The 19290-nt window shown below is 63.9% G+C and carries 19 protein-coding genes; 5 read left to right on the forward strand and 14 right to left on the reverse strand.

What is annotated here, in order from left to right:
• On the forward strand, positions 1 to 2621 hold a 2621-nt coding region (locus CF161_RS00285), incomplete at its 5' end, for a type I secretion C-terminal target domain-containing protein (RefSeq protein ID WP_020294523.1).
• 124 nt (positions 2622 to 2745) lie between these two features.
• Complete coding sequence (locus tag CF161_RS00290; protein WP_020294524.1) at positions 2746 to 3084, forward strand: hypothetical protein; 339 nt, start codon at positions 2746 to 2748, stop codon at positions 3082 to 3084.
• A gap of 55 nt (positions 3085 to 3139) precedes the next feature.
• On the opposite strand, the gene lapD is transcribed toward CF161_RS00290, so the two are convergent.
• The 12 genes from lapD to CF161_RS00350 all read right to left on the reverse strand — a co-directional run bounded on the left by lapD (position 3140) and on the right by CF161_RS00350 (position 15368).
• Complete coding sequence (gene lapD / locus CF161_RS00295) at positions 3140 to 5086, reverse strand: cyclic di-GMP receptor LapD (RefSeq protein WP_020294525.1); 1947 nt, start codon at positions 5084 to 5086, stop codon at positions 3140 to 3142.
• An 11-nt stretch (positions 5087 to 5097) separates the two neighbouring features.
• Positions 5098 to 5814 carry a cysteine protease LapG gene (gene lapG, locus CF161_RS00300; RefSeq protein ID WP_020294526.1) on the reverse strand — a complete coding sequence of 239 codons (717 nt, stop codon included), beginning with the start codon at positions 5812 to 5814 and terminating at the stop codon, positions 5098 to 5100.
• Positions 5815 to 6068: 254 nt separating this feature from the next.
• Positions 6069 to 6725 (reverse strand): response regulator transcription factor, encoded by a 657-nt coding sequence (locus CF161_RS00305; RefSeq protein WP_043228240.1) that lies wholly within the window; start codon positions 6723 to 6725, stop codon positions 6069 to 6071.
• Between the two features lie 247 nt (positions 6726 to 6972).
• Positions 6973 to 8025, reverse strand: coding sequence for a chemotaxis response regulator protein-glutamate methylesterase (locus CF161_RS00310; RefSeq protein WP_020294528.1), 1053 nt, complete (start codon positions 8023 to 8025; stop codon positions 6973 to 6975).
• Complete coding sequence (locus tag CF161_RS31730; RefSeq protein WP_020294529.1) at positions 8022 to 8513, reverse strand: chemotaxis protein CheD; 492 nt, start codon at positions 8511 to 8513, stop codon at positions 8022 to 8024. Before CF161_RS31730 ends, CF161_RS00310 begins: the two co-directional genes overlap by 4 nt.
• A complete protein-coding gene (locus tag CF161_RS00320) occupies positions 8510 to 9334 on the reverse strand; it encodes a protein-glutamate O-methyltransferase CheR (protein WP_020294530.1) in 825 nt (274 codons plus the stop codon). Before CF161_RS00320 ends, CF161_RS31730 begins: the two co-directional genes overlap by 4 nt.
• Positions 9324 to 9842 carry a chemotaxis protein CheW gene (locus tag CF161_RS00325; RefSeq protein WP_020294531.1) on the reverse strand — a complete coding sequence of 173 codons (519 nt, stop codon included), beginning with the start codon at positions 9840 to 9842 and terminating at the stop codon, positions 9324 to 9326. The genes CF161_RS00320 and CF161_RS00325 overlap by 11 nt, the downstream gene beginning before the upstream one ends.
• A gap of 11 nt (positions 9843 to 9853) precedes the next feature.
• Complete coding sequence (locus CF161_RS00330) at positions 9854 to 11488, reverse strand: methyl-accepting chemotaxis protein (protein ID WP_020294532.1); 1635 nt, start codon at positions 11486 to 11488, stop codon at positions 9854 to 9856.
• Between the two features lie 18 nt (positions 11489 to 11506).
• Positions 11507 to 13540, reverse strand: coding sequence for a chemotaxis protein CheA (locus CF161_RS00335; RefSeq protein ID WP_020294533.1), 2034 nt, complete (start codon positions 13538 to 13540; stop codon positions 11507 to 11509).
• A 3-nt stretch (positions 13541 to 13543) separates the two neighbouring features.
• Complete coding sequence (locus CF161_RS00340) at positions 13544 to 13861, reverse strand: lipid asymmetry maintenance protein MlaB (protein WP_020294534.1); 318 nt, start codon at positions 13859 to 13861, stop codon at positions 13544 to 13546.
• Between the two features lie 4 nt (positions 13862 to 13865).
• Positions 13866 to 14231 carry a response regulator gene (locus CF161_RS00345; RefSeq protein ID WP_020294535.1) on the reverse strand — a complete coding sequence of 122 codons (366 nt, stop codon included), beginning with the start codon at positions 14229 to 14231 and terminating at the stop codon, positions 13866 to 13868.
• A 42-nt stretch (positions 14232 to 14273) separates the two neighbouring features.
• Entirely contained in the window at positions 14274 to 15368 is a 1095-nt protein-coding gene (locus CF161_RS00350; protein WP_371106487.1) for a methyl-accepting chemotaxis protein, read from the reverse strand.
• 416 nt (positions 15369 to 15784) lie between these two features.
• On the opposite strand from CF161_RS00350, the gene CF161_RS00355 reads away from it, so the two are divergent.
• Positions 15785 to 16567 (forward strand): molecular chaperone, encoded by a 783-nt coding sequence (locus CF161_RS00355; protein WP_156882616.1) that lies wholly within the window; start codon positions 15785 to 15787, stop codon positions 16565 to 16567.
• Between the two features lie 34 nt (positions 16568 to 16601).
• Positions 16602 to 17618: a hypothetical protein gene (locus CF161_RS33305; protein WP_256206268.1), complete on the forward strand. Its 1017-nt coding sequence runs from the start codon at positions 16602 to 16604 to the stop codon at positions 17616 to 17618.
• Positions 17619 to 17764: 146 nt separating this feature from the next.
• Here CF161_RS33305 and CF161_RS00365 read toward each other — a convergent pair whose 3' ends face one another.
• Both CF161_RS00365 and CF161_RS00370 read right to left on the reverse strand, forming a co-directional pair.
• A complete protein-coding gene (locus CF161_RS00365; protein ID WP_020294539.1) occupies positions 17765 to 18142 on the reverse strand; it encodes a tautomerase family protein in 378 nt (125 codons plus the stop codon).
• A 5-nt stretch (positions 18143 to 18147) separates the two neighbouring features.
• A complete protein-coding gene (locus CF161_RS00370; protein ID WP_256206269.1) occupies positions 18148 to 18507 on the reverse strand; it encodes a carboxymuconolactone decarboxylase family protein in 360 nt (119 codons plus the stop codon).
• A gap of 107 nt (positions 18508 to 18614) precedes the next feature.
• On the opposite strand from CF161_RS00370, the gene CF161_RS00375 reads away from it, so the two are divergent.
• On the forward strand, positions 18615 to 19290 hold a 676-nt coding region (locus CF161_RS00375), incomplete at its 3' end, for a LysR substrate-binding domain-containing protein (RefSeq protein ID WP_020294541.1).

Here is a 19290-nt window from a genome sequence, read left to right on the forward strand (position 1 = left end):
GCACCATCAACGCAACCAATGGCGAGGCCACGCTGTACTTCAAGCCGAACCTGAACTTCAACGGCACCGCCAACTTCACCTACACCGCCACCGACAGCGGCAACGCTGATGGCAGCAACCCACTGACCTCGCCAGCGGTCGGCGGTGCGATCACCGTGACCCCAGTCAACGATGCGCCAGTGGCCATCGCCACCACCGCAACCGGCGCCGAAGACCCGACCTCGGGTATCGCCGTCAAGTTGAGCGCGACCGATGTCGACGGCCTGACCAACGTCAAGTCGTTCACTGTCAGCACGCCTACCAACGGCTCGTTCTTCACCGATGCCGCGATGACCAAACCGTTCACCGGCACCATCAACGCGACCAACGGCGAGGCGACGCTGTACTTCAAGCCGAACCTGAACTTCAACGGCACGGCGAACTTCACCTACACCGCCACCGACAGCGGCAACGCCGATGGCAGCAACCCGCTGACCTCGCCAGCCGTTGGCGGCGTCATTACCGTGACCCCGGTCAACGACGCACCGACCCTGGACCTCAACGCCGCTGACGGCGCGGTCAACACCGGCTTCAACGGGGCCCTCACCGAGCGTGCGAGCGGCGGCGTGGCGATTACCGGCAGCGTCAATATCGTCGATGTCGATAACAGCCAGATGCAAAGCGCGACCATCACCCTGAAGAACGCCAGCGTGGGCGATCAGCTCTCCTCGAGCCTGGTCAACGTTGGTGGCACTTACAACGGCATCACCGTGACCAAGGTCGGCACCGACACCAGCGGCAAAATCGTGCTGACCCTGTCGGGCGCGGCCGATTCGAGCAGCTACAAGACGCTGATCGAGTCGTTCCAGTTCTCCAACGCCAGCAAGTACCCAACCACCGGCGATCGCACCATCGAGATCTCGGTCAAGGATAACGCCGGTGCCGACAGCCTGAACTCGAACGTGGCCACCAGCACCATCACCGTGGCGCCACAGCCCTACGTGATTACCGAAGGCGGCGGCACCGACGATGTGATCAACCTGAGCAGCTCCAACGTCAACAACGTGGTAGTGGGCGACAAAGGCGGCATCGTCACCCCGGGCAGCAACTACAACATCGCCTTTATCGTCGACACCTCGGGCAGTATCGGCGACAAGTCCATGAACTCGATCAAGACCCAGCTCTCGACCCTGTTCGACACCTTGATCAGCAATGCCAACAAAAGCGACTCCGGCATCGTCAAGGTGCTGCTGATCGACTTCGATACCAAGGTCGAGGCCCAGGTCTCGGTCAACCTCGCCGACCAGGCTGCCGCCAAGGCTGCCCTGCAGGCGGTGCTGAACCAGATGTCGTCGAACCCGAACGACCTGACCAACTATCAGGATGCGTTCAACAGTGCGGCGGCCTGGTTCAAGAGCAGCGAAGCCACCAGCAACGCGGGCGCAAAAAACCTGACGTACTTCATTACCGATGGCGCGCCGAACATCTACAACGCGACGTATGGCGACGCGAACCTGGGCACGACCCGGTACTGGGGCAGTGGCAGCTACGTGTACTTCGATGACAAGGTCAACAACTCGACCTATGCCCTGAACAAAGGCATCGTGGTCACCGCAACGATCAATGGCAGCACCCAGGTCATTGTCGATGCCGATGGCAAGGTCTACTCGTACGACTACCGCGGCACGCAGACCTTTGAGGGTTATGTGGTGGCCGGCAGCAACGGCGGCTTCGACATCGCCGGGTATGCCAGCGGCAGCAACACGGCGCTCAACCTGGCTAAAACGGCCTATAGCGACCTGTCCAACGCGGTCACCGACAAAGTCGTGGTGGAAGCCATCGGCCTGGGCTCCGACATCAACAAGAGCGTGCTGCAGCAGTTCGACACCGACAAAGTCGTCACCACCATCGACACCGCCAAGCTGACCGACGCCATCACCGGCCACGTCGCCGATGCCGGCGCCGACACCATCAACGGCGGCTCGGGCAACGACATTCTGTTCGGTGACCTGATCAGCTACAAAAACCTCGAGGGCGGCTCCGCACTCAAGCAATTTGCAGCTGACCAACTGTCCAAGCCGGTGGATCAGATCGACGACCGTGCCCTGCATCAGTTCATCACCGAGCACGTCGCTGACGTCGGTGCGCTGGCCAGTGCCTCGAACATCTACGGCACCAAGGATGGCGCTGACACCCTGATCGGGAATGCCGGCGACGACATCCTGTTCGGCCAGGGCGGCAACGACAAGCTCTATGGCGGCGCGGGCAACGACATCCTGGTCGGCGGCAAGGGTGATGACATCCTCTCCGGCGGCGCAGGGGCCGATACCTTCGTCTGGCTCAAAGGGGATACCGGCAACGACGTCATCACTGACTTCAAGCACTCCGAGGGCGACAAGCTGGACCTGTCCGACCTGCTGCAAGGCAATAACGACAACAACCTGTCCAGCTACCTGAAGCTGACCACCGACTCGTCGGGTACTTCAACCCTGCAAGTCAGCAGCACCGGGTCGTTCACCGCCAATGGCGGCGGCACTGCGGACGTCACGATCAAGGTCGAGGGCGCCAGCTGGGGCAGTGGCAGCAGCGCGATCAACAACCTGATCGCCGGTGGTGACCTGACCGTCAAGCACCACGATTGATCGCCAGGGGTCGCCAATCTTTCGGGACTGGCGACCGGTTGGCATCAGCCTCGGGCAAATGTGTGTAATCTCTGCGGGTGCTGCGTGCAGCGCCCGCAGGGATTTTTTTATTGGGAGAACGCTGATGTTCTACGTGCAACGTGATCAACAAGGCGCACTGGTGCGTGTCGAGGCAGTGGCCTATGCCGAAGCCAACGAGACGCTGCCGGCTGACCACCATGAGATCCAGGCCTGGTTTGCCAATGACGTGATCGAGACCAGCCTCAAGCAGCTCAAGCACAGTGACCTGGAGATGATCCGGGTACTTGATGACTTGATCCAGGTGCTGACCAGCAAAGGCGTGATCCGCGTCACTGACCTGCCGCCAGCGGCCCAGGCCAAGTTGATGGATCGGACCCAGGCACGGACGGCACTGGGTGGGTTGAATCATCTGATCGACGATGACGAAACCGGTTTGATCTGATTGCCTCGCGCCTCCTTCACGGCTTGCCCGTCAAGGAGGCGTGACCTTCAAGGCTTCACTTCCAGGGCGCGGGTTCACCGAACAGCTGGCCTTGCACCCCTTCTATGCCCATCTCGCGGATCACCCGCAACTCACCCTCGGTTTCCACGCGCTCGGCAATCAGCGGCAGGTCAATGCTGTGGGCGGCGCGCTGGATGGCTTCGATAAACAGACGCTTGTGGCTTTCCTGGTCGATGGCACGGATGTAGCTGCCGTCGATTTTCAGGTAGGCCAGGCCCAGGTGCGCAAGGTTGCCGATCATGCTGAAACGGCCACCGAAGCGCTGCAGGCTGAGGCTGTAGCCCAGGCTGTGGATCCGCCGGTTCAGGTGCTCCAGCTGGGTTTGCTCGGGCACTTGTTCTTCGCCGATCTCCAGGGTCAGGCGTGGCCCCAGTGCCGGGTGCTGGGCCAGCAGCTCGAACACCCGCTCCAGGGCCTGCGGGTCATTCAGGGTGGCGGCCGAGAGGTTCAGGGCCAGGGCCTGGTCGTGGTGGGCCAGATGCTTGAGCACCAGCTCCAGCATCAGCCGGTCCAGCCGCGTCGACCAGCCGAAGCGCTCCATCCACGGCAGGAAGCGGCCGGCGGCAATGGCCTGGCCCTGGTTGTCCAGCAGCCGTGACAGGACCTTGTAGTGCAGCACCTGATGGGTGTCGCTGCTGCTGACTACCGGTTGGAAAAACAACTGGAAGCGCCCTTGGTCCAGCGCCGCATCCAGCAGGGTATGCCAGTTGTGGGAGTCATCGCTGACCGTGCCCGGGGTGCTGTGCTCCAGGCACACCCAGCTCTGCTCGCCACTGCCTTCGGCCTGGGTCAGGGCTTGGTCGGCCAGCTTCAGCAGGTCCGCCGAGGCATCGCCCGGGTTGTAGGGCGCGAGCCCGATGTGGGCCACGATCGGCATATCGGTGGCGCCGGTTTCGCGCAGGCTCTGCAGGGTGCTTTCCAGTTCCTGGGCCAGTTGCAGCGCTTCGTCGCGCACCAGGCCGGGGGCCAGTACCGCGAACTCGCCGCCCCGGCTGCGGGTGATCAGGTTGTGAGTTTCCGGATACTTGGCGCAGGTCCGCACCAGTTGCTGGCCCACCGCCTGCAGCAACTGGTCGGTGCGTTGCCCGCCCAGGCGCTGGTTGAGGCCGGCCAGGTCGTTGACCCGCAACATCAGCAGGTAGCCGGAGCTGGCCTCCTCCTGGTTGCTGACCCGGGAGTGCAGCTGCATTTCGAAATAACGTCGGTTGGCCAACCCGGTCAGGCTGTCCTGGTAAGACTCCACCCGCAGCTTCTCGCTGCGCTCGGTCTGTTCGATGAACAGCGCCTTGAGTTTCTCCACCATCTGGTTCATGGCCTGTACCACCCGGCGCAACTCGGGGGTGCGCGGCAGATCGGGCAGGCTGAGAAACTCGCGCCGGGCGATGGCATGGGACTGTTCGACCATATAGTCCAGCGGCTTGAGCTGACGGCGCAGCAGCAAGGCCCCCAGGACCGCGCTCAGGGCGCCGCAGACCAGCAGCCAGCCCAGGCTGCCCAAGGCGCTCTGCCAGAGCTTGGCCAGGGCGAACATCGGGTGGCTGACCACCTCGACCCGGGCAGCCTGCTGCCAGCCCCGGCTGACGATGGCATCGCCGCCCGCCGGCGCGAGGCCGATCATGTTCACGAACCAGGTCGGCACGCCGCTGGCATCAGGCTCGGCGGCACGCTCCACCAGCACCTGGTTATTGCTCAGGTCGATCACGCGGATGCTGGCGTAGTAGCCGCTGTCGAAAATCGAGCTGACCATCAGCTCGGTCATCGCCGGGTCGTCGATGTTCGGCGTCAGCGACAGCGCCAGGGCGGTGGCCGCGTCCTGGGCGTGGGAGCGCAACTGATTGACGTACTGCGCCCGCGAGCTTTCCAGGCTGACCATGAAGCTACCGCTGAACGCGACCACGAGAAACACACAGATAGCGATCAGCAATTGTTTGAACAGTGACATCGTGGCTCCTGTTAATTATCCGAACTGGCCGGAAACCCTTCGGCGGTCATTTTCTTCAAGACATCCTGCCAACGCGACAGGCGCTTGGTGTCACCGACTTTCTTGTTGCCCGCCGCCCCCGTCAACCACAGCCCCTCGCCGTTGAAGGCGTAGACGGGCAGCAGATCGGGGCGCTGGCTGGCGGGCAGAATGGGGTCCATCAGGCTGTCCAGCACCAGGGGCATGGCTTCGGGGCTGGAATAATAGGTCAGGACCATGTGCGCGCGGTTCTGGCGCAAGGCCTTGACGTAGGTGATGCGCAACTTGTCGGCCGCGACACCGAGGTGGCGCAGGCTGAAATACTTGGCGATGGCGTAGTCTTCACAGTCGCCGGCCCCTTTCCACAGGGACTGGATGGGCGTGGCCCAGTAATCCGTCTCGTGCCACAGGTCGATGTCTTCCTCGTAGCGCAATTGACGGTTGAAGAACAGGTTGACCACCTTGAGTTGCTCCGTCTCGCTGACCTGTTTCTGTGTCGCGAGCAGTTGCTGCCAGGCATCGATCCGCTGCCGCCCCGGGCCCAGGGGCCCATAGAGCGCCTCGGCGCGGCGGCTGATCTGGCTGAAATCCCAATCGGCAAGCAAGTCGCCCAGCAGGCTGCCACCCAGCAACAGGGCGATGGCAAGACCATACAGGATCCGAGGGAGTTTAAAGCGTATCGCCACTGCGATTATCCAAGCTTGCAGCATTGAAGGTGCGGCCATGTTGCGGGTATGCCGGGCAAAAAACAATGGCACAGTGAAATCACCCTCGCCAACGGTCCACCCCTCTCAGCCCCCACAAAATACCTTGTAGCCGCTGCCGAGGAACAAGGCTGCGCTGGCCGGCATGGACGCCGAACAGTGTCAGGTGCAGCTGGGGTGCTTGGACGGGCCAGCGCAGCCTGCGGCAGCGGCTACGGGGGGCTGTGCTGGCCATTGTGGGTGGCGGCTTGCTGCGACGGCTAATCGTTGAGCTGGACGATGCCCTTGCGCACGGCAAACATCACCAGCCCGGCGATGTCGTGGATCCGCAGGCGATGCATCATCTGCGAGCGATGGGCCTCGATGGTCTTCACGCTCAGGCCCAGGCCCTGGGCGATATTGCGCGTGCTTTCGCCCCGGGCGATCAGGCGCAGGATCTCCAGCTGGCGCGCCGTGAGCACCTTGTTCGGCGCCTTGAGGCTGGGTTCGTGCTGGCGCTTGATGGCGTGGTTGATCACCAGGGGCACCACCGCCGAGGACAGGTACTGCCCGGCCTGGCGCAGGGTCTCCAGGGCCAGCTCCAGCTCGATCACGCTGGCACTGCGCAACAGATAGCCATGGGCCCCCAGTTGCAGGCACTGCATGACGAAGGGGCTGTCGGTGTGCATCGACAGCACCAGCACCCGGCTGGCGGGCGAACTCAGGGACAGGGTCTTCAGCAGGTCGATACAGGCGTGGCGTTCCAGGACCAGGTCCAGCAGCACGATTTCCGGCAACAGGCGCGAGGCCAGTTCGATGGCGCTGTGGCTGTCGCCGGCTTCGGCGATGACTTCATATTCGGTTTTCTTCTCCAGCAAGGCCCTCATTCCGGCACGGACCACCGGGTAATCGTTGGCAAGCAAAATTCGACACAGCATAGGCTTCAGCCCAGTCACATGGATAAGGGCACAACGCCAAGGCGTTGCAGTATTTTTATAGCCGGCGTGATCGCCTTGATGAATTGCAGACTGCCAAAGCCGGGGTCAGGCAGTGGGCCAGCCTGCGCCCCTGAGCGCTGTGCAATGCAACACACCGGCCAGGCCGAGTGCGGCGACCCGGGCGTCGTCGATGATCCGGCGCCGCCGCCCGGTTATCCGAGCGGATGTCGCGCCCGGCCTGGCCGCCTCAGGTGGGGCGCGGGCTGCTGGCGAATTGCTGGATCAGTTTCGGCACATGGGACAACGGCTCGATCTGTTGCGCGGCGCCCATGCGAATGGCCTCCCTGGGCATGCCGAAAATCACGCAGCTGGCCTCGTCCTGGGCCACGGTATGGGCGCCATTTTCGCGCATGGCGAGCAAGCCCCGCGCGCCGTCGTCGCCCATCCCGGTCATGATGATCCCCAGGCTGTTGGGCCCGGCCTGCCGCGCCACCGAGCGGAACAACACATCCACCGCGGGCTTGTGCCGGTTGACCGGCGGCCCGTCGAGCACCTCGACCTGGTAATGCGCCCCGCTGCGCTTGAGCTGCATGTGCAGGCCACCCGGCGCCAGCAGCGCCAGGCCATCGTGCACGCGATCCAGGTGCCGGGCCTCGCGTACTTCGATCTGACACAGGCTGTTCAGACGCCGGGCAAAATCGGCGGTGAACTTCTCCGGCATATGTTGAACGATCACAATCCCGGGACAGTCACGCGGCAACTGGCGCAAGACAAACTCCAGGGCCTGGGTGCCGCCGGTGGAACAGCCCAGGGCGACGATGCGTTCGGTGGTGCGCAACAGGCTGATGGGCGCCACTGCCGGGCTTGGCGGCGCCACCCGCGGGGCGCTGGGCAAGACCCGGGGACGGCTGCGGGCGCCCTCCTCGACCTTGCGGATCAGCTCGCTGGCCAGCTGCTCCAGGCTTTGCTTGAGCCCCAGCCGGGCCTTGGTGAACACCCCCACCGCGCCGGCAGCCAGGGCCTCGACCGCGACACTGTTGCCCTGCTCGGTGAGGGTCGAGCAGATGATGGTCGGGGTCGGGCGCTCGCTCATGATCTGACGCAAAAACGTCAGGCCATCCATGCGCGGCATCTCGATATCGAGGATCAGCACGTCCGGCCAGTCGCGGCGCATCTTGTCGATGGCGTACAGCGGGTCGGCGGCGAGGCCGATCACCTCGATCCCCGGGTGATTGCCCAGGCAGGTGCTGAGGACCTGACGCACCAGGGCCGAATCATCGACGATAAACACCTTGATCACCGGCCACCCGCCCGTGCCGGCAGCGCACCCGAGGCATTGCGCTGACAGGCCACCACGCCGCTGCGACCGTCGACCTGCAGGCGCCGATAGTGCTCGCCATTGAGGTCGCAGTAATCGAGCGACCAGTTGCGCAGGCTGAATTGCTCCCGGGCAAAGGCGCTGTTGCTGTGGCCGACCTTGCGCCCGCCCGCCGGTTCGAAGCGCACCAGGCTGCCACCACCGAACAGCCCCTTGCGGTACTCGCAGGGGCGTGTGCCGTGGCGCAGCATGTCGGCATGGATACGCTTGAACACCGCCTCGCCGTAGCGCGTGTCGAGGCCGTTGCGCGCCTGCGGATCGCTCGGCAGCAGGTAGTGCGAGACCGCCAGCAGGCGCCAGCGCGGGTGCCACAGGACCACCGACACGCAACTGCCAAGCAGGGTGCTGACGGTGCCCTCGTGACGGCCGAAAAAATACTCGCCAGGGTTGAGAAACAAAGCCGGTTTCATAAATGCTGGTACACCGAAGGGCTGAGCAGGCGCAGCGGCAGGCCGAAGCCGTGAATGCTTTCGGCGTGGCCGATAAACAACAGGCCACCGGGCACCAGTTGCTCCACCAGGCGGCGCACGATGCGCTGCTTCTCGTCGTTGTCGAAATAGATCAGCACGTTGCGCAGGAAGATCACCTCGAACGGCCCCACGCCCTCGGGCAGGGGCTGTACCAGATTCACCTCGCGCAGGCTGACCCGCTGGCGCAGCGCGGCCTGGACCCGAAAGCGCCCGTGCATGGCGCCGACGCCATTCAGGCAATAGCGGTGCAGCCAGCCCTCGGGAAAATGCCGGGCCTGGGCCAGGTCGTAGATACCGCTGGCGGCGCGCTCCAGCATGCTCAGGCTCAGGTCGCTGGCCAGGATCGACCAGTCCTGGGTGGTCCCGTGCTCACTGACCGCCATCGCCAGGCTGTAGGGTTCTTCCCCGGAGGAACAGGCCGCGCTCCAGATCCGCAGCGCGCCTTTGCGCTTGGCCAGCCACTGGCCAAAGAATGCGAAATGCGCAGGCTCGCGAAAAAAGTAGGTCTCGTTGGTGGTCAGCAGGTCCACCACCAGCCGGCGTTCGGCCAGGTAGTGCGGCTGCTCCAGCAATTGCAGGTATTGCTCGTAGCCCGGCAACTGGTAATGGCGCAGGCGCTTCATCAGGCGCCCGGCCACCAGCGGCCGTTTATTGGCCGCCAGGGCGATGCCCGAAGCCTCGAGCATCAGGCGTTGCAGCAGGCGAAACTGGCTGTCGGCCAACTCCGGCAGCCGCAGGCCCGGTACGGGCTCAGCGGCCATTGAGCACCGCAAGGCTCAGCTGGGAAATATCGTCGAGGGACAGCACCTGGGCGATCGCCAGGATGATGGTGAAGCCCTCTTCGCCCCGGGCCATGCCGGCGATGAAATCGGTGCGGATGCCCACGCCGAACGGCGGTGCCGGCACCACCTGGGACGGGTCGATATCCAGCACCGCGTCCACCGCGTCCACCACCAGGCCGATGCGTTGCACGCTCTCGCCCAGGGCCAGTTCGATGATCACGATGCAGGTGCGGTTGTCCGGCTGGGTCAGTTCGAAGCCAAAGCGCGCGGCCAGGTCGAGCACCGGCACCACGTTGCCGCGCAGGTTGATCACGCCATGGATAAAGGCCGGCATCATCGGCACGGCGGTGACGTGGGCGTATTCAATGATTTCCCGCACCAGTTCGATGGGCAAGGCATAGGCCGCCTCGCGCACGCAAAACGACAGGTGCTGGATCCAGGTGGCCAGGGCGCTGTCCGCGACAGCGCTGGTGTGCAGTGAGGTCATGGGCAGGTCACTCAGTTGAAGCTGACGAACTGGCCTTCATCGACCGCCGTCCTGCTTTTGCTCCAGCTTGCCGGCGCACTTTTGAAAAGCTCCGGGCCGCGGGCTTGAGGGCGCTGGGCACCGAGGGCGTCCTGCTCGAAGCGGAAGAAGCCGATCAGCTCTTGCAATTGCCCGGCCTGGGCGTTCATTTCTTCGGCGGTGGCGGCCAGCTCTTCCGAGGCGGCGGCGTTCTGCTGGGTGATCTGGTTCATCTGGCCCATGGCAATGTTGATCTGCCCGGCCGCGCCATTCTGCTCCTGGGAGGCGGCGGTGATTTCCTGCACCAGGTCCGAGGTGCGCTGGATATTGGGCACGATCTCCCCCAGCAGGCGCCCGGCCTGTTCCGCCAGGTGCACGCTGCTGCTGGCCACCTGGCCGATCTCCTGGGCCGCGACCTGGCTGCGTTCGGCGAGTTTGCGCACCTCGGCGGCGACCACCGCGAAGCCCTTGCCATGGTCGCCGGCGCGGGCCGCTTCAATGGCGGCGTTGAGCGCCAGCAGATTGGTCTGGTAGGCGATGTCGTCGATGATGCTGATCTTGTCGGCAATCTGCTTCATCGCCAGCACCGTGTCGCTCACCGCGCCACCGCCCTGCACCGCATCGTTGGCGGCCTTGCCGGCGATGCCGTCGGTGATCTTGGCGCTCTCGGTGTTTTGGGTGATGGAGGCCGACATCTGCTCCACCGAGGCACTGGTCTGCTCGACGCTGGCCGCCTGCTCGTTGGCGGCCTGGCTCAGGGATTGCGAAGTCGAGCTGACTTGCTCCGACGCCGACGACAAGGCATCGGCGGCGCTGCGCACGTCGCCGAGGATGCTGCGCAAGCGCAGGGTCATGTTCTGCATGGCGCTGAGCAGTTGCCCGGTTTCATCCTTGCTGGTGACTGCCAAATCCTGGCTCAGGTCGCCGGCGGCCATGCGGTTGGCCGCTGCCACTGCGCCGTTGAGCGGGCGGGTGATGCTGCGGGTGACCAGCACCCCGATCAGCATGCCCATCAGGGTGGCCACCGCCACCAGGGAGATCATCTGCACCCGGGAGCTGGCGGCAATGTCGCTGATCTGCTGGTTGGCTTCGCTGGCCCGCTCCTGCTTGTGCCGGGTCACCTGGCCGATCATCTGGTCCACCGCGTCGCCACTGACCACGGCCTTGGGCAGCAGGTCGGTGATGTCGCTGGTCTCCTGCAACTGCCCGGATTGCTGATGCATGCCCAGCACCTGCTGCACCAGGTCCTGGTATTCCTTGAGCGGGCCTTGCAGTTGGTCGATCTTGGCCTGGCCTTCCTTGGTGATAAAGCTGGTGCGGGCCTTGGCGATCAGGCTCGCGGTCTGTTCCAGGGCGGTACGCGCCTGGCTCGCGGCCTGCTCGCGCCCGGCCTGGCTGGTGGCCAACAGGCTGTGGCGCATCGAGCGCCCGGCGGTGATCAGTTGGATATTGGCCTCCTGCAACTGGCTCAGGCCGGTGACGTCCAGCTCGTACATCCGGTCGGACAGGTCATTGACCTGCTCCAGGTTGCGGATGCCGATAAACCCGATGGCGGCGGTCAAGGCCACCACCACCAGGAACCCCAAGGTCAACCGGATGCCTATCTTCATGTTGCGAATGAACTGCATGGTGTTTCTCCTGAAAGGCTAGGCAAGGGTTTCTGCAAGGCCGAGTGCCGGCCGCGGGGCCCCGTCGATGCGGGTTTGCAGGTGTCGAAAGAGGCTGGGGATATCAAGAATCAGCGCCACCTGGCCGGAGCCGAGAATGGTCGAGCCGCTGATGCCCCGCAGGTGGCGAAACATCTGGCCCAGGGGTTTGATCACCGTCTGCAGCTCGCCCTGCAGGTGGTCGACGATCAGCCCGGCCTGCTGCCGGCCCTGGCTGACCACCACGATATTGCGCCGCCGCACACCGCTCTCAGGCAGGCCGAAATGGCGGTCCAGGGCGATACAGGGCAAGGGTTGGCCGCGCAGGTCGAGGTAGCCGTAACCGCCCTCGAAGGCGCTGTCGCTGGCTTCCATGCATTCGGTGACCATGTCCAGCGGGATCACGAAACTGTCGTCGCCCACCCCCACCAGGAAGCCGTCGATGATCGCCAGCGTCAGCGGCAGGCGCACGCGAAAGGTGCAGCCCTGGCCGGCACTGGAGTCGATCTCGATGACCCCGCGCAACTGGTCGATGGCGCTGCGCACCACGTCCATGCCCACGCCGCGTCCGGAGAGGTTGGAGACCTGTTCGGCGGTGGAGAATCCGGCTTCGAAAATCAGCAGGTGGATCTGTTGCTCGCTCAGCTGCGCGTCGGCCTCGACCATGCCCCTGGCCACGGCTTTTTCGAGGATGCGCGCGGTGTTCAGGCCGCGCCCGTCGTCGCTGATTTCCAGCACGATCATCCCCGAGTCGTGATAGGCGTTGAGGCTCAATTTGCCCTCGGCGGGCTTGCCCAGTGCCAGGCGCTCTTCGGGGGTTTCGATGCCGTGGTCGATGGCGTTGCGCACCAGATGGGTCAGGGGGTCGGCGATTTTGTCGATCACCGACTTGTCCAGCTCGGTCTCGCCGCCGCGGATGCTCAGCTGGATCTTTTTCTCCAGCTCCTGGCTGACATCGCGCACCACGCGGTGAAACCGGTTGAAGGTCTCGCCGACCTCGACCATGCGCAGCTTCAGCGCGCTGTCGCGGATCTGCTCGACGTACTGCAACAGCGCCTGGGTGCTTTCGATGCAGGCCGGGTCGCCATTGCGCCGGGCCTGCATCTGCGCGCCGGCGGTGCTGATCACCAGCTCCCCCACCAGGTTGATCAACTCATCGAGCTTGTGCGCCGCGACCTTGACCAGGGCGGTGTCCTGGGGCCGTCGCTCGCGATTGGCCAGGGTCGTGGCGGGCACGGCCAGTGGCGGCGCGGCAGGTGCCACCGCCGGTTCCGCAGCGGTCGGCAGCGGTTCGAGGGGCACGATGCCCAGGCTGCAGAAGTCCTCGATAAACTGGAACACCTCGCGGATCTGCGCCTCGCTCGCGGTGCTGCGCAAGGTCAGTTCCAGGCCCAGGTAACAGCTCTCGGGATCGAAGCTGTGCAGGTCCGGCAACTGCCGGGTCAGGGTCTGCAGGGTGACGATGTCCCCCAGGCGCTTGAGGTAGCGCAAAAACGCCGCCGGGTCGAAGCCGTTGCGCAGCAGGTCCTGGGCAAAGCCGATGGAGATCTGCCACAGCACCGCCTCGCCCTCGGCTTCAGCCGGGGCCGTGCCGGGTTCATCGCCGTGCTCCGGCAAAGGGCTGTGCGGGGCCAGGTCCTGGGCTTCGGCCAGGGCCGCCAGCAGGATCGCCTGCTGCCCCTGATCGGTGTCGAGCAGACCGCTGTCGGGGTCGACGCGCTCGATCATGGCCGTGAGTTCATCCATGCAACTGAGCATCAGCGAGGTCAGGGCCGGCGTCAGCTGGCGCTGGCCATCGCGCACCGACATCAGCAGGCTTTCCAGGTGATGGGTCAGGTTGACCAGGGGCGTCAGCGAGAAGATCCCCGCCGAGCCCTTGAGCGTATGCACGGCGCGGAACAGGCTGTTGATCGCCGCTTCATCCTGCGGCGCGCTTTCCAGGCACAGCAGGCTGTCTTCAGCGTCCTTGAGCAGGTCGCGCCCTTCGCTGAGAAAACCCTGGAGCAACTGGTTCCACTGGTCGCCACTGAGCATCGCTCAATCCTCGATTGGTGCTGCGGGGTACAGGGTTTCCAGGCGCAGCAGCTCGATCAGCTCATGCACCTGCGGCGCACAGCCGACCACGCTGACCGGGCTGCCGTTGCTCGACAGGCTGCGTTGCAGCACCAGCAGCAACTGCACGCCGGCGCTGTCGAATTCCTCGATCGCGCTCAGGTCCAGCTGCCAGGCCGGTGCCTCGAAGGGCAGCCACTGCAGGAGCGCCTCCCGGGCCTCGGCCACCTGGTAGATGGTCAGGTCGCCGGTCACCTGCAGCCGGGTCGGGCCGTCGAAGGCCGAGGGCGTCAGCGTGAACACCGGCTCAGCCCAGCAACTTGTCGACCGCCGCCAGCAACTGCTGGGGCTGGAACGGCTTGACGATCCAGGCCCTAGCACCGGCCGCCTGGCCTTCGGCCTTCTTCGCCTGCTCGCTTTCGGTGGTGAGCATGATGATCGGCGTGAAGCGGTATTCATTGCGCGCCTTGACCGCCTTCACCAGGCCGATGCCGTCGAGGTTGGGCATGTTCACGTCGCTGATGATCAGGTTGACCTTGCGCCCGTCCAGCTTGCTCAGGGCATCACGGCCGTCGCAGGCCTCGATCACCTCATGCCCGGCCCCGGTGAGGCTCATCTTTACCAGTTGGCGCATCGACAGCGAGTCGTCGACGATCAGAATTGTCTTGGCCATATGCCGCTCCTTGGGAAATGAAAACGCTTGAAAGTCGGGGCCCTAGAAAAACGTCACCTCGTTCACGGCCGCGCCCTGGGATTGGCCGTGACGCTCTTCATGGGTGGTAAATCGCTGGCGCTGGCGTTCGAGCCAGGCCTTGGGGTCGTGCAGGCTCGGGTCGTCCTGGTCGATGGCCGCAAGCAGTTGCAGCAGGTCCACCTGTACGTGGTCGAGCATCTGATCGGTGCGGTCCTGGAACTGCAGGTTGACCATGATTGCCTGGATGTCGTGCTGGGTATCCCGGGTCTCGCGCTGTAACGCCCCGGAAACGTCGGACAACTGATTGAGGTTGTCGCCCAGGCGCGCCATGACGTCGCTCACCGAGCGGTTGAGGAAGTCCAGGTTGCTCTGCTCGCTGGTGCCCAGCTCGGCCGCGGCGGCAATCGTGCTCTGGATCGCGTGGTTGATTTCACCGACCTTGGCGTCCATCCCCTGCCCGGTTTCCGCCGACAGCGTGGACAGCTTGCGCACCTCATCGGCCACCACCGAAAAGCCCCGTCCATATTCCCCGGCGCGGGCGGCTTCGATGGCCGCGTTCAGGGCCAGAAGGTTGGTCTGGCTGGCGATGTCCTGGACTCGCTTGGCCATCTGCTGCAACTGGCTGGTGTAGGTGTCGAGGTGGCTGATGGTGCCCAGCAGCTCCTGCTGGCGCTGGCTGCTGGCCTGAAACGAGGCGCTGACTTCGTGCAGCCGCTGGTTGGCGTCGCGCAGGCTTTCGCCCACCCCGCCGCTGCCGAGCACGCCCTCGGAACTGCTGAGGCTGCCGTCCAGGCGTGCGGCGATATTGTGGAAGCTGTGGAACAGCTCGGTGATATTGGAATGCAATAATTCCCGGCTGCGGCCGAGGCTCTCGTGCCAGCTGGGAGCAATGGCCAGCACCAGGTTCTGCAAGGGTGACGCGGATTTATCGGCGGCGACTTCGAGCAGCGGTTCGGCCGCCGGCGACACCGGCCGTGGCACCGGGCGCAAGCCGATCAGCAACAGGGCGCTGAAGACGAGAGCAGCTATCGTAAGCGTAGGCCAGGCCAGGATCAGCCCTGTGACACTGAGCGCGAGCCCCAACCAAACCCCTAGATAAATCCGCATTGTCGGCATCCACTGCACCCGTCGAAGTGCGCAGATAGTACCGATGGCACATTGAGATCAACATAAGGATAACCCTTAATCCATTCAGCACTCCGGCTGCTGGGCACATGGCCCGCCCCGGGCATAAAAAAGCCGGCGCCCATGCCCGGATCGGTCCAGCCCAAAGCGCTTGCCGCTCGCGCCAAAAAAACCGCGTACAAAAAACTGTCGCCGCTTAGGGAATCGCCTTAAGGGCGCCGCCGGTTTTGGCCTGCGCTCGGCGGCGCCCCGGGAGCAGCCCAGCCTGCCCGTGCAATTAAGACTGTTCCTATATCCACCGTGCCAAGGAAAACCTAGCCTGCCCACCGCTATAAACACACCTCGTACTGCGCGGCCAGCCGCTTGATCAGGTACCAACACACGCCTATCCGTAGACCATCCCCGCCATGACGCTCCCTCTGACCAGGCGCCGCCTGAACCGCTCCCTGGATAGCCTGTTACGGGCTGCCGCTTTTGTTTCTCTAGTGATGCTGACGGCCACCGCCCAGGCCGATCTTTCCTTCAACGATGGCCGTACCCGCCTGATTCTCGATGGCAACAAACAACGCTGGCCGGTCAACATCGTCAACCTGGGCAAGGAGCCGGCACTGATGCAACTGAGCCTCAACTGGGGCGACAAGCAGGACACCCGGAACATCCCGCTGGCGATCTCCAACCCCTTGCTGCTGATCCAGCCCGGGCAACGCAAAACCATCGAGATCTTTTATCAGGGCCGCGGGCTGCCCGATGACCGCGAGACGTACCTGCTGCTCGATGTGCTCAAACTGCCTCAGGCCTCCGACGGCGAGACCAACCAACTGCAGATTGCACCGCTGCACCACTTCAAGGTGTTCTACCGGCCGCCGCTGGAAAGCAATCCGGCCAAGGCTGCGGCCGGAGTGAGCTGGAAACTGCTGAGCGCACAAGGGTCGCCCAGGGCCCTGCTGGTCAACCCCTCGCCTTATCACGTGACCTTTACCGATATCGCGCCCCTCGATGCTCGCCTGCAGCCCTGCGCACCGCCCACGATCCACCTGATGCTGGCGCCCTTTTCCGAGCACCCCCTGGCCCTGGACTGCCAGCAGCCTCCAACCAGCGTCGACTATCAGGCCATCAGCGACGGCGGCAGCGCCAAGGAACAGCGAGCACAGCTGTCAACCGGCAGCAGCCATGGCGAGGCCAAACCTTGAGCCCGACACTCACCTTGAAACCCGGCGTTTATCCATGAACCACTTGCAACTGCTATCGATCACGCTGTTGGTGTTCGGCTTTATAGAAAACAGTCAGGCGGCAATGAATTGTGCGTCGAACGGCATTATCCAGGCCTACACCGACATACCCCACACCCTCAGCGTGCCCAATGAAGCAGCGGCGGGCACCATTCTCTGGCGTTCCGCCAGCACCACGCTGACCTTGAGATGCCATCTCGACCCGAGAGACTCATGGCAGTCGATAATGCTCGACCTGAGCCCTGACGATAGGAGCAACAGCAGCCTGGGGCCCCATGTCGAGATGGGGGTCAACTACAACGGGACAGATTATCGGTGCTCTCAAGTACAAGGCTGCCGAATAGGTACCGGTATAAGGCTTAGCACCTGCGGGGCCTCAAGTAGTACATGCCCTTCATCTGATGTGCCGATGACCTACAGCCTGTTCCTCGCTAAAAAAAGCGCACCCGGCACCAATAGCAGCGGTCCCATCACCCAACTTGCCAACTACAAGGCATTCCAGCTGGCCGGTGACAGCAATGGAATGTCCAGCCCTGTAAAAAGTTACAGCCTGACCGTACGCAACATGAACCTCATCAACTACATTCTGTGCCCGGCGACTGTCAGTTTCTCCACTCAGAACATCGACTTCGGAACCCTCTACAGCGGGCAAGCCGCTCCCAACACGGTGGCCAGCCAGCGCAGACTGATGCTGACTACCACCCGGCGCTGTAACGACAACACCGTCTTCAGCATGAGCACCTACATGAAGCCGGCCAACTTCAGCACCCTCAGCCCAGGCGAAAACCTGCTGATCCCACATGATGCGAATAACAAGCCCTTTGACTCGGTAGCCTTCGAACTGCGTAGAAACGGTGTTCGCATCCCTTTCAATCAGGAATCGCTCATGTTCGACGCCAGCAAGGACACCTCGCGCAGCCAGGACCTGGAAGCCAACTTGATCTGGCGCACCGACAAACCCAGGATCGGCACGTTCAGCGGCGGGGTGATCATGGAGTTCTTTCATCGTTAGGCCACTGGCAATGCGCCTATCCAGTACAGCCAGCGCCAATGAAAGCGCCCCTTTGTTCAAGGGGCTTGGCCCGGTCATTCGCCTGAAACCAAGCCCCCCAGCCCTTTAGCGGCACCCCCGCATCAGGGCCGGCCAAGGGTTTACAGTCACTCGTTGCCACGCCCACCGGCAAAGGACCAATCCTGTGCCTCGGTGCTGCTGATCACCACCATCACATCCTCCGGGTCCAGCCCCAGGGACTGCTCCAGGCGCTCGACCAAGACCCGGTAAAACCGCCGCTTGGTATCCCCCGTGCGAGGCCGGCCAGCGGTGATGACGATCAGCAGGTAATCGTCGCTGCGCGGCCCGCCCAGGTAGTGCGCATTGAAAATCAACTCGCCCGCTTCATGTTGGTGGATGACCTGAAAGCAGTCGTCTGGCGGCACCTCGAAAGCCTCGACCAGAGCCTGATGCACGCCTTCGGACAGGCGTTGCAGGTAGTCCCGGGATTTGCCCCGATGCAGGGAGATACGTGCGAATGGCATGGGCCTTACTCCTGTTCTGCGTCGGCTTGCGGCTCAGGCTGTTGCTCGCCAGTGGCCTGTTGCAGCAGCGTCAAGGCCGAGGCCGCTGTTGGCCAACCGGAGTAGAACGCCAGGTGGGTGATCACTTCGCTCAACTGCGCCGTGCTCACGCCGTTGTCACGGGCCCGCTGCAAATGAAAGGGCAACTGCTCCAGCCGGTACAGCGCCACCAGCGCTGCCACCGTCACCAGGCTGCGCTCCCGGGGCGACAGCTCGGGGCGCTGCCAGATATCACCAAACAACAGGTCCTGGGTCAGTTGGGCGAACTTCCCGGTGAAGGCCGGCTCAGGTCGATCGGTCGCGGTCGGGCTCATAACAAGACTCATGGTTGGCACTCCTGGAATTGAATTTGACGGAGGCAAACTATCAAGCCAGGATCATCCCGAATATCAGATTACTCAAGATCAACAATCCCGAATTACTGGACCATTCCATGCGCCACCCGACCTTTGATCTCGATGTATTGCGCACGTTCGTCACCGGCACCGAGCTCAACAGCTTCGCCAAGGCCGCCGACCGCCTCGGCCGCTCGACCTCGGCCGTCAGCGCCCAACTGAAAAAACTCGAAGAGCAGGTCGGCAGCCCGGTGCTGATGAAATCCGGCCGTGGCCTGGTGCTGACACCCGTGGGCGAAAGCCTGCTCGGTCAGGCGCGGCACCTGTTGCAGCTCAATGACGATATTTTCGCCAGCCTGCAGGCCACGCAGATCGAGGGCAGCGTGCGCCTGGGGTTGCAGGAGGACTTCGGCGAACACCTGCTCAGCGATGTACTGCGGCGTTTTGCCAAGGTCCATCCACGGGTCACCCTGGAGGTGCGCATCGCCCGCAACAGCGAGCTGCTGAGCCTGATCGAATGCGCCCGCCTGGACCTGGCGCTGGCCTGGGACAGCGGAGCACGCACGGCCCACTGCCAGCCCCTGGGCGCCGCGCACATGCACTGGATCGGTACTCGGGAGCTGACCGAACTGCCGCCATCACCGGCGGCGCCGTTACCGCTGGTGATGTTCGATGCGCCCTGCGTGCTGCGCAGCGCCGCGACCCAGGCCCTGGACCAGGCCCGCATCCCCTGGCGCATCGCCCTGACCAGCCCCAGCGTCAGCGGCCTGTGGG

It is taken from the genome of Pseudomonas sp. CF161 (assembly GCF_000416215.1).
Classification (GTDB): Bacteria; Pseudomonadota; Gammaproteobacteria; order Pseudomonadales; family Pseudomonadaceae; genus Aquipseudomonas.

Bases quoted from the DNA above. Each gene is read 5' to 3' on its own strand.
- CF161_RS00290 (WP_020294524.1), top strand. From the start codon at position 2,746: ATGTTCTACGTGCAACGTGATCAACAAGGCGCACTGGTGCGTGTCGAG.
- lapD (WP_020294525.1), bottom strand. From the start codon at position 5,086: ATGTCACTGTTCAAACAATTGCTGATCGCTATCTGTGTGTTTCTCGTG.
- lapG (WP_020294526.1), bottom strand. From the start codon at position 5,814: ATGCTGCAAGCTTGGATAATCGCAGTGGCGATACGCTTTAAACTCCCT.
- CF161_RS00305 (WP_043228240.1), bottom strand. From the start codon at position 6,725: ATGCTGTGTCGAATTTTGCTTGCCAACGATTACCCGGTGGTCCGTGCC.
- CF161_RS31730 (WP_020294529.1), bottom strand. From the start codon at position 8,513: ATGAAACCGGCTTTGTTTCTCAACCCTGGCGAGTATTTTTTCGGCCGT.
- CF161_RS00320 (WP_020294530.1), bottom strand. From the start codon at position 9,334: ATGGCCGCTGAGCCCGTACCGGGCCTGCGGCTGCCGGAGTTGGCCGAC.
- CF161_RS00325 (WP_020294531.1), bottom strand. From the start codon at position 9,842: ATGACCTCACTGCACACCAGCGCTGTCGCGGACAGCGCCCTGGCCACC.
- CF161_RS00330 (WP_020294532.1), bottom strand. From the start codon at position 11,488: ATGCAGTTCATTCGCAACATGAAGATAGGCATCCGGTTGACCTTGGGG.
- CF161_RS00335 (WP_020294533.1), bottom strand. From the start codon at position 13,540: ATGCTCAGTGGCGACCAGTGGAACCAGTTGCTCCAGGGTTTTCTCAGC.
- CF161_RS00345 (WP_020294535.1), bottom strand. From the start codon at position 14,231: ATGGCCAAGACAATTCTGATCGTCGACGACTCGCTGTCGATGCGCCAA.
- CF161_RS00350 (WP_371106487.1), bottom strand. From the start codon at position 15,368: ATGCCGACAATGCGGATTTATCTAGGGGTTTGGTTGGGGCTCGCGCTC.
- CF161_RS00355 (WP_156882616.1), top strand. From the start codon at position 15,785: ATGACGCTCCCTCTGACCAGGCGCCGCCTGAACCGCTCCCTGGATAGC.
- CF161_RS33305 (WP_256206268.1), top strand. From the start codon at position 16,602: ATGAACCACTTGCAACTGCTATCGATCACGCTGTTGGTGTTCGGCTTT.
- CF161_RS00365 (WP_020294539.1), bottom strand. From the start codon at position 18,142: ATGCCATTCGCACGTATCTCCCTGCATCGGGGCAAATCCCGGGACTAC.
- CF161_RS00370 (WP_256206269.1), bottom strand. From the start codon at position 18,507: ATGAGTCTTGTTATGAGCCCGACCGCGACCGATCGACCTGAGCCGGCC.